Raw genomic sequence first — 4,036 nt, 5'->3', positions numbered from 1 at the left:
GCCCTGGGTGCTGGACCTGGTGCGTGCCGGTGCTGTGCCCGGTGCGCTGGCCCTGATGGGCCTGGGCTTGATCTTCGGCGTCATCCGGCCCGCGCTGCGGCCGCCGGTGGTGATCGAAAACAAGGACGACAAGCGCGGCAATCAGTTGGATGCCGTGGTCGACGACAGCGGCCTGCCCGGCGGAGCGATGCTGCCGGCGCTCGAAGCGCCGCGCGAGAACCGCAAGCTCGACAGCGCCCGCCAACTCGCCAAGGACAACCCCGCCGCGGTGGCCAACATCATGCGCGAGTGGGTCAACGGCGAAGCCGCTGCCTGACCAGGATTCCACATGAGCTCCATGGATGATCAAGGCATCGAGAACGCAGCCATCCTGCTGATGTCGCTCGGCGAGGAAGAGGCCGCCCAGGTCTTCAAGCACCTCGGCCCGAAAGAGGTGCAGAAGCTGGGCGAGACGATCGCCAAGCTGAAGGTCATCCCGCGTGAGCGCGTCGAAGCCGTGCTCGACCGTTTCACCACCACCGCCGCCGAGCAGCACATCCTGGTGCCCGACACCGACGAATACGTCAAGGCCGTGCTGAAGAAGGCGCTGGGCGAAGACAAGGCCAACCTGCTGATCGACCGCATCCTGCAAGGCTCCGATGTCTCCGGCATCGAAAGCCTGAAGTGGATGGACGCCGGCTCGGTGGCCGAGCTGCTGCGCAACGAACACCCGCAGATCGTGGCCGCGATCCTGGTCCACCTGGACCATGACCAGAGCTCGGACGTGCTGAAGTCGTTCACCGAACGCCAGCGTAACGAGGTATTGATCCGCATCGCCACGCTCGACGGCATCCAGCCGGCCGCGCTGAAGGACCTGAACGAGGTGCTGAACAAGGTGCTGGCCGGCGGCGACCGGTTGAAGAAGGCGTCGCTCGGCGGCGTCAAGGCGGCAGCCGAGATCATCAACATGATGGGCACGTCGGTCGAGACCTCGGCCCTGGACTACATCCGCGAAGCCGACGGCGACCTGGCCCAACGCATCATGGACAACATGTTCACTTTCGAGGACATGAACAAGCTCGACGACAAGGGCTTCCAGTCGGTGCTGAAGGAAGTGCAGAGCGAATCGCTGGTCATCGCGCTCAAGGGCGCGACGCCGGAGCTGCGCGAGAAGGTGTTCCGCAACATGTCCACCCGCGCCGCCGAAACGCTGCGCGAAGACCTCGAGTCACGTGGCCCCGTGCGCGTGTCCGAAGTCGAAGCCGAACAGAAGGAACTGCTGAAGATCGTCCGCCGCCTGGTGGATGAGGGCCAGATCGTGCTGGCCTCCGGAGGCGCGGATGACTTCCTCTAAGCCGAGCGGGATCCGGCAGGTGCCGCCACCGACCGGTGGCAAGGACAAGCCGGCGAGCGCTTACTCGCGTTTCATTCCGCGCGAAGAACTGGACGATTACGCTGCCTGGACCCCGGGCGCCTTTGGCGACCTGGGCGGCGGCGGCTCCGCGTCCGGCGGCTCCAAGCCGCAGGCCAAGCAGAACCGGCCCGAGCCGGTGCAACCGCCCGCCGCACCGCCCGAGCCGACGCCGGCCGAGTGGCTGGCCCGCATCGAAGAGGCCCGCACGCAAGGCTACCAACAGGGTTACCGCGACGGCCTCGAAGCGCTCGAAGCCGCCAAGCGCCAGTTCGCGCAGCAGATCAGTGCCCAGATGGGCCAGATGCTGGCCGCGTTCGACGCCCAGACCGAAGCGCTGGACGCGCAGCTGGCCGACACATTGGTGCAGACGGCGGTGACGCTGGCGCGCCAGGTCGTGCGCAGCGAAATCGCCCAGCGGCCGGACGTGATCGTGCAGGTCGCGCAAGACGCGATCGGTGCCGTCATCCTTTCGGCCCGCCACCTGCGTCTGCGGCTGCATCCGCAAGACTTGCCGTTGGTCGAAGCCGGTGCGGCTGACCTGCTGCGCGCCCGCGGCGTGCTGCTGCAAGGCGATGTCACGCTGCAGCCCGGTGGTTGCATCGTCGAGTCGGACCTGGGCCAGGTCGATGCGCGCATCGAAGTGCGCTGGGCTCAGGCCGCCGCGGTGTTCGGCCGCAGCGAGCCGTTGAACGACGAAGTCAGCGACGCGGAGGTTGATCTGTGAGCGCCGCACGGCCGTTCCGAAGGCGCTTGCTCCCCCTCGGGGGGACTGCCCGCAGGACAAAAGGGGGCTCTATGAGCGCCGCACGGCCGTTCCGAAGGCGCTCGCTCCCCCTCGGGGGGACTGCCCGCAGGGCCAAGGGGGCTCTATGACTGCCGCGGCCCGCGACCAGAAGTGGAGCCGTTTCCTCGGCGACATCAAGAACTACGCCAGCCTGCCGCAACCGCTGGAAATGCAGGGCTCATTGGTCCGCGTGACCGGCCTGGTGCTCGAAGCGGCCGGCGTGCGCGCGCCTGTCGGCGCCGTCTGTGCCGTTGGTTCGCCCGGCGAGCAGCCGGTGACGGCCGAAGTGGTTGGCTTCAACGGTGACCGCGCTTATCTGATGCCCACCGGCGAGCTGCATGGCCTGGCCAGCGGCGCGCGCGTGGTGCCGCTGCCGGTGCCGCAGATCCCGCCGCGCTTCGGCATCGAGAACCACCCGTTCCGCCGCAGCGAAGACCGTGGCCTGCACCTGCCGATGGGCGATGGCCTGCTCGGCCGCGTCGTCGACGCGCACGGCAAGCCGATGGACCGCGCCGGCCCGATCGGCGATGTGCATAACGAGCCGATGGTGCGCCGTCCGATCAACGCGATGGACCGCGACCCGGTGCGCAAGCCCCTGGACACGGGGGTGCGTGCGATCAACGCGCTGCTGACGGTGGGCCGCGGCCAGCGCATTGGCCTGTTCGCCGGCACGGGCGTCGGCAAATCGGTGCTGCTGGGCATGATGGCCCGCTTCACCAAGGCCGACGTGATCGTTGTCGGGCTGATCGGCGAGCGGGGCCGCGAAGTCAAGGAATTCATCGAAGACATCCTCGGCGAAGATGGCCTGGCCCGCGCCGTGGTGGTGGCCGCGCCGGCCGATGCGCCACCGCTGGTGCGCATGCAGGGCGCCAGCTATGCGACCGCGATCGCCGAACACTTCCGCGACCGCGGCCAGCATGTGCTGTTGCTGATGGACTCGCTCACCCGCTATGCGATGGCGCAGCGTGAGATCGCGCTGGCGATCGGTGAACCGCCGGCCACCAAGGGCTACCCGCCGAGCTGTTTTGCCAAGCTGCCGCAGCTGGTCGAGCGTTCGGGCAACGGCCTGAACGGCGTCGGCTCGATCACCGCTTTCTACACCGTGCTGACCGAAGGCGACGACCCGCAAGACCCGATCGCCGACGCGGCCCGAGGCATTCTGGACGGCCACATCGTCCTGTCACGCGAGCTTGCCGAAAGCGGCCATTTCCCGGCCATCGACGTAGAAAAGTCAATTTCACGTGTGATGACGGCTGTTGCGCCGCGCGAACACCTGGACGGCGCCCGTCGCGCCCGCCAGTGGCTGGCCCGCTTCAACAAGGCGCGCGACCTGATCCAGCTGGGTGCCTACACGCCCGGTGCCGACCCCGAACTGGACGCCGCCGTGAAGGTGAACCCGAAGCTGAACGCGCTGTTGCAGCAAGGCATGCACGAGAGCGCCACGCTTGAAGGCAGCCGCAAACAACTGTTGGCGCTGAATCCCGGCGCCTGACCCCCGAACACCCTGACCGAGCACCCCCATGGACCGCCTCAGCCTGCTGCACACCCTGCTCGAACGCGAAAAGGAAAAGCGCGACGCTGCGCTGACCGACTGGCGCAACGCCGAGGCGCAGGAGCGCGCGGCGCGCGAACAGGCCGATTCGCTGGTCGCCTACCGCGGCGAATACCGCAAGCGCTGGCAGGCGCAGTTCGCCAAGAGCGCCCAGATCGAGATCCTGCATTGCTACCAGGGTTTCGTCGATCGGCTGGAGCAGGCCATCGGTGCCCAGCAGGGCGTGGCCGAACAAGCCGTCAGCCGGGTGCAGGCGGCGCGCCTGCGCCTGCGCCACCGCGAGACCAAGGTCGCCACCGTGCAGCGC

The 4,036-nt window shown here is 68.1% G+C and carries 4 protein-coding genes and 1 pseudogene; all 5 read left to right on the top strand.

The annotated features are described in order from the left end of the window. Window positions 1-316: pseudogene (locus AC1DYI_RS28650) on the top strand (flagellar basal-body MS-ring/collar protein FliF); the annotation flags it as partial. Window positions 317-337: 21 nt separating this feature from the next. Then, on the top strand, window positions 338-1,333 hold the full coding sequence (gene fliG / locus AC1DYI_RS28645; protein WP_477207522.1) for a flagellar motor switch protein FliG: 996 nt from the start codon (window positions 338-340) through the stop codon (window positions 1,331-1,333). Next, window positions 1,320-2,117, top strand: a complete 798-nt coding sequence (locus AC1DYI_RS28640; RefSeq protein ID WP_477207521.1) for a FliH/SctL family protein — start codon at window positions 1,320-1,322, stop codon at window positions 2,115-2,117. The genes fliG and AC1DYI_RS28640 overlap by 14 nt, the downstream gene beginning before the upstream one ends. Window positions 2,118-2,262: 145 nt before the next feature. Continuing rightward, window positions 2,263-3,669 carry a flagellar protein export ATPase FliI gene (gene fliI / locus AC1DYI_RS28635; protein ID WP_477207520.1) on the top strand — a complete coding sequence of 469 codons (1,407 nt, stop codon included), beginning with the start codon at window positions 2,263-2,265 and terminating at the stop codon, window positions 3,667-3,669. A 28-nt stretch (window positions 3,670-3,697) separates the two neighbouring features. Then, on the top strand, window positions 3,698-4,036 hold a 339-nt coding region (locus AC1DYI_RS28630), incomplete at its 3' end, for a flagellar export protein FliJ (RefSeq protein ID WP_477207519.1).

It is taken from the genome of Ideonella sp. P3_A4, assembly GCF_056403075.1.
This window is presented reverse-complemented; position numbering and strand designations above follow the sequence as displayed.